Annotated in this window: 3 protein-coding genes and 1 pseudogene; all 4 read left to right on the top strand. The window is 66.4% G+C overall.

The features are described from left to right. Nucleotides 1–658 (top strand): annotated as a pseudogene (locus tag FJ546_RS31875) (hypothetical protein); the annotation flags it as partial. Nucleotides 659–1358: 700 nt separating this feature from the next. Next, on the top strand, nt 1359–1538 hold the full coding sequence (locus FJ546_RS31870; RefSeq protein ID WP_064985486.1) for a hypothetical protein: 180 nt from the start codon (nt 1359–1361) through the stop codon (nt 1536–1538). A 610-nt stretch (nt 1539–2148) separates the two neighbouring features. Continuing rightward, nucleotides 2149–3039: a DUF4347 domain-containing protein gene (locus tag FJ546_RS30965; RefSeq protein ID WP_181168159.1), complete on the top strand. Its 891-nt coding sequence runs from the start codon at nt 2149–2151 to the stop codon at nt 3037–3039. Then, nucleotides 2996–6075, top strand: a 3080-nt coding sequence (locus tag FJ546_RS30960) for a DUF4347 domain-containing protein (RefSeq protein WP_181168158.1), incomplete at its 3' end; no start/stop codon positions are given. The genes FJ546_RS30965 and FJ546_RS30960, both read left to right, overlap by 44 nt.

The raw sequence follows: 6075 nt of genomic DNA, 5'->3' as shown, positions 1-6075 counted from the left end.
TCGACCGGAGCCACTGGTTCGACCGGAGCGACAGGCTCAACCGGAGCGACGGGCTCGACTGGTGCGACAGGCTCGACCGGAGCGACAGGCTCTACCGGAGCAACAGGCTCAACCGGAGCCACTGGTTCGACTGGGGCAACCGGAGCGACAGGCGCAACTGGTTCGACTGGGGCAACCGGCTCAACCGGAGCCACTGGTTCGACTGGGCAACCGGAGCGACAGGCTCGACCGGCGCCACTGGTTCGACCGGAGCGACAGGTTCGACCGGAGCAACAGGCTCGACCGGAGCAACAGGCTCGACTGGGGCGACCGGCTCGACCGGAGCAACAGGCTCAACCGGAGCGACAGGTTCGACCGGAGCCACTGGTTCGACCGGAGCGACTGGTTCGACTGGGGCAACCGGCTCTACCGGAGCGACCGGTTCGACGGGTGCAACAGGTTCGACTGGAGCGACCGGTTCGACGGGTGCAACAGGTTCGACGGGTGCAACTGGCTCGACCGGCGCAACTGGCTCGACCGGTGCCACGGGATCGACCGGTGCAACCGGTTCGACCGGAGCAACAGGCTCGACCGGAGCGACAGGTGCGACCGGAGCGACAGGCTCGACTGGAGCGACTGGTTCGACCGGTGCAACTGGTTCGACTGGCGCAACGGGTGACACCGGAGCCACGGGTGCGACGGGTGCGACCGGCGCGACCGGAGCAACTGGCGACACCGGTGCGACCGGAGCGACTGGTGCCACAGGTTCGACTGGGGCAACCGGTGCGACTGGTGCGACAGGCTCTACCGGAGCGACAGGTGCGACCGGCGCGACTGGGGCAACCGGCTCTACCGGAGCGACTGGTTCGACCGGAGCCACCGGCTCTACCGGAGCGACAGGTGCGACCGGCGCGACTGGGGCAACCGGCTCTACCGGAGCGACTGGTTCGACTGGGGCAACAGGCTCGACCGGAGCAACTGGCGACACCGGAGCGACCGGAGCGACTGGTGCCACAGGTTCGACTGGGGCAACCGGTGCGACTGGTGCAACAGGCTCGCAAGGTCCGACAGGCCCGACCGGAGGAACTGGTTCGGGTGGCGGTGACACTGGTAGTCATGGCAACAACGGCCACGGCAACGGAGAACAGCCTGCGCCGGGCAATTCCGGGGATCATAACAATGCCGACAACAGCGGACATCAGGGACAGGGCAACTCTTCCGGAGGCCAAGGCAACGGCGGGCATAACGCCAACGTCACGGCCAGCACGCTGGGGCTGACGGACACGACGAAGTTCCTGCAGTCCAGCTCGACTGACGGCGGCGGCGGTTCCGGCGGCCATGGGTCGTTCCGCAGCCTGGTCAGCCTTGCGGCGACTTCGGTGACGACAGACCTGCTGAACGTCCTCAAGACAATCAGCGGATCTGGCAACAACCAGAACAAGCCTTCCGGAGCGAGCACGGATCTCACCTCGGATCAGACCAAGCCTGGCGCCGGCTACGCCAGCAACGACCACACCGTCAAGACGTCCCTGAAGGATCTCTTGAAGCCGCACGACTGAGCGGCGAATGGACCTGGACGGTAACCGGTCCAGATTGGAGAACGGGCGCGCGGGCTTCGCTGGAAAGCGGACCCCGCGCGCTTTTCATTCGTGCTTTGTCGGCTCGCGCAGCATCGTAGGGCATGCCTGGTACCAGGGTCAGCCGCCTGCAGGGGGGTCCGCGGCTGGCCCGGCCATGGCGACCATTCGCGGATTGAAAGCAACTTAAAGGAGGCCGCCAAGCCTTAGATTTCCAAAAACAATTTGCGCGAGTCCGGCACCTCAATATTGACCGAGGTCTGCTGCCCCGCTCCTGGGAATTTACCAAGTCCTTCCTTAATAGTTTACAAATCGCTAATTTTCGATTTTACTAATGTATGGGTATAGAGGGTGCCCACAGATCACACGGTCGGGTGGCCGTAAGGTCTGTGCAGGCGAGTTTGGGCAGGGATCTGGGTAGCAAGGCTATTTAGCGGATGACGAAGGTGCGCCCATCAGGCGCGCCGTGAGACGCCGCGTCTATGTCTGTCCTCGGCGGAAGGCAGACGCTCCCATTCCGGAGTTCACTCGCGAGTTTGCCGTCGAGGCGTCGGCGGCACGGGTGACGGGAGTGGGTAGTGTGAATCAAGTGTTGTCGCGTGCGCCCCAGGGCGTTGTGCCCCGGCTCGATGGGCGCCAAATTCTTCCGCTGCCAGCCTCAGCAACTGGTCGCCCGAATGGGCGAACCGACGCGCCCGCTGGTGCTTCCGAGATCCTTTTTGTCGATCCCTCTGTATCCGATCTCGGCACGATCCTCGCCAATCTGAGGCCGGGGGTCGAGGCGATCCTGCTCGACGCCAAGCGCCCGGCGGCGCGCCAGATGGCGCTGGCGCTCGAAGGCCGCGACGGTCTCGACGCCGTGCACGTCATCGCTCACGGCGCGCCTGGCCACGTGAACTTCGCGGCGGGCGAATGGTCAGCCGCGACGCTCGATGACGACGGGGCCGATCTCGCCGCGATCGGCCAGGCGCTGGGCGCAGGCGGCGAACTGCTTTTGTGGAGTTGCAACGCCGGCGCCGGCGCGGCCGGAAGCAATTTTATCGACGCGCTGTCGTGCGCGACGGGAACGCCGGTCGCGGCGGCGAACGACCTGGTCGGGTCGCCGACGCTGGGCGGCGACTGGAAACTGAACGTGAAGACAACAAAGCACGCCGCGGCACGGCCGCCGCTGACCCGGGGGGGCATCATGAGCTACGCAGCAGTTCTTGCGGCAATCGAGATCACCGTATCCGGCTTGGTCCCGAGCGGCTTGGCGGCCGGCTCGACGACCTACTTCGTGGTCGACAGGGACCACGGCTCGATCGTCGGCAACATCAGTCTTCCGAACATGGCGAACAGGGCCTTCCGGATCACCGTCAAGGTGCCCGGCGGATCGACGGGCCTCGACGTCGGCGTCTTCGACGAAGCCGGCAAGTTCACCTCGGCCGGCTTCACCGTGGATGTACCCGCGCCTCCGTCCGGCGCCGTCGGACAAAGGGGGTGATGTCGTGCTGAACCATCCAATTCCCTTCCCTAGCCCGGTCGCCACGCGGCCGGGCCTTTACGCATCAACACAGCAAGTTTCGCCCCAATACCCCCAGGGCGATCATGCCATGACGTCCGAAGTCGTTTTCATCGATCCCGCCGTCAGCGACATCAAGACCCTTCTGGCAGGGCTACGGCCCGGCGTGCAGCCGGTACTGCTCGATGCCACGCGGCCCGCGGCCGCGCAGATGGCGGCAGCCCTGGCTGGTCGCCGGGGCCTTGCTGCTGTGCACGTCATCGCCCACGGCGCGCCTGGACGCGTCGCTTTCGCGGCCGGCGAATGGTCGGCTGAGACGCTGGCGCGCGACGCCGGCGACCTGGCCGCCATCGGCCGGGCCCTGACCGAGGACGGCGACCTGCGGCTGTGGAGTTGCGAGACTGGCTGTGGCGCGGCTGGCGAGGCGTTTGTCGAGGCGCTCGAGGATGCTGCCGGGGTTTATGTCGGCGCCGCCAGCGCTTTGGTCGGCGCGACCGCCCTGGGTGGCCAATGGGAACTGGCGGCCGGGCAAGTGGCGCCGCTGACGATGACGGGGGTCGCGAGCTATTCGGGCATATTGAGCGTGGAAATTACCCTTAATGGTACGCTTGATACAGCCGCGAATGTTCCAGGTAGTGTCTTTACTGTTGATTATTATGTTACCACTTCTACCGGCGTTATTGTTGCCTATTTTTCTCTTCCATCTGAGGCCATTTCTCCCTTCACGTCAGTTGGGATTTTGATCAACGTTCCCTCGACTGGAGTGTCGACAACATATACGATTACTGCGCTCGTCCCACAGGCGGGAAACAACTCCAATCAAGATTTTACCCAAGTTGCTGCAGGAACCTTTACGGTTCCGGCTTCTGGCGTTGGTACGGTTACGGTTGCTAGTGCGGACGCCGCCACCAGCAACGGTGTCTTTGCGGTAGCCACTTCATCTGCTGGAACAAACATTGGCCCCACCGGTTCGACAGGCGCAACGGGTTCGACGGGCGCGACCGGTGCCACAGGGGCGACCGGCAATACGGGCGCCACAGGTTCGACGGGAGCGACAGGCTCGACCGGAGCTACAGGTACCACGGGCGCTACAGGTTCGACGGGCGCGACCGGTGCCACTGGTGCGACCGGCGCCACGGGTGCGACCGGAGCCACGGGCGCGACCGGTGCAACCGGAGCCACGGGCGCTGCCGGCGATACTGGTGCCACCGGAGCAACTGGCGCTACGGGCTCGACCGGAGCAACTGGCGCCACAGGCGCAACTGGCGATACGGGTGCCACTGGCTCGACTGGAGCCACAGGCGCGACTGGTGACACCGGCGCGACGGGCTCGACCGGAGCCACAGGCGCAACCGGCGACACTGGCGCGACCGGCGATACCGGCGCGACGGGCTCGACCGGAGCAACTGGCGCCACAGGCGCGACTGGCGATACGGGTGCCACGGGTTCGACTGGGGCTACCGGAGCCACTGGCGCGACTGGCGATACCGGCGCCACGGGATCGACCGGAGCAACCGGTGATACCGGCGCCACGGGCTCGACTGGCGCGACCGGAGCAACAGGCGCGACTGGTGATACAGGCGCCACTGGCTCGACTGGTGCAACCGGCGCCACGGGTGCGACCGGCGATACGGGCGCCACGGGCTCGACCGGAGCAACCGGCGATACAGGCGCCACGGGCTCTACTGGAGCTACAGGTTCCACTGGCGCAACCGGTGATACCGGAGCCACGGGTTCCACCGGTGCAACGGGCGCGACCGGAGCTACCGGCGCCACAGGTGCGACTGGCGATACGGGCGCCACTGGTTCAACCGGAGCAACCGGTGCCACTGGTGCCACCGGCGATACCGGAGCGACGGGCTCTACTGGAGCTACAGGTTCCACTGGCGCAACTGGTGATACGGGCGCCACGGGTTCGACCGGAGCAACCGGTGATACCGGAGCCACGGGCTCGACTGGAGCCACAGGCTCGACCGGCGCTACAGGTGCGACTGGAGCAACTGGAGCCACAGGTGCGACTGGCGATACCGGTGCCACCGGTTCGACCGGAGCGACCGGCGATACAGGCGCAACGGGCTCGACCGGAGCAACTGGAGCCACAGGTGCAACTGGCGATACCGGAGCAACAGGTTCGACTGGAGCCACCGGAGCGACTGGCGATACGGGTGCCACCGGTTCGACCGGAGCAACCGGTGCCACTGGTGCAACCGGTGATACCGGAGCCACGGGCTCGACTGGAGCAACCGGCGCCACTGGTGCGACTGGCGATACGGGCGCCACTGGTTCAACCGGCGCCACAGGCTCGACAGGCGCAACCGGCGCCACGGGGGCAACTGGCGATACCGGTGCCACAGGTTCGACTGGAGCAACAGGTTCAACTGGGGCTACAGGCTCAACTGGCGCGACTGGAGATACAGGCGCCACCGGCTCGACTGGAGCAACCGGAGCCACGGGGGCAACTGGCGATACGGGTGCCACGGGTTCGACTGGGGCTACCGGAGCCACAGGCGCGACCGGCGATACGGGCGCCACTGGTTCAACCGGCGCAACCGGAGCCACAGGTGCGACTGGCGATACGGGTGCCACGGGCTCGACCGGAGCGACTGGAGCCACAGGTGCGACCGGCGCTACAGGTGCAACCGGCGATACCGGAGCGACGGGCTCGACCGGCGCAACCGGTGCCACAGGTGCGACTGGCGATACAGGCGCCACTGGTTCAACCGGCGCAACCGGCGATACGGGTGCCACGGGCTCGACCGGAGCAACCGGCGATACAGGCGCAACGGGCTCGACCGGAGCAACCGGTGCCACAGGTGCGACTGGTGATACGGGTGCCACCGGTTCGACCGGCGCCACAGGTGCGACCGGAGCAACTGGAGCCACAGGTGCGACCGGCGATACCGGCGCCACAGGCTCGACAGGCGCAACCGGAGCCACGGGGGCAACTGGCGATACGGGTGCCACAGGTTCGACCGGAGCGACCGGCGATACAGGCGCAACGGGCTCGACCGGAGCAAC

Origin of the sequence: Mesorhizobium sp. B2-4-19 (genome assembly GCF_006441315.1) — a bacterium.
Lineage (GTDB): Bacteria > Pseudomonadota > Alphaproteobacteria > Rhizobiales > Rhizobiaceae > Mesorhizobium.
The sequence above is the reverse complement of the archived record's forward strand: the minus strand, read 5'-3'. Positions and strand labels throughout refer to the sequence as shown.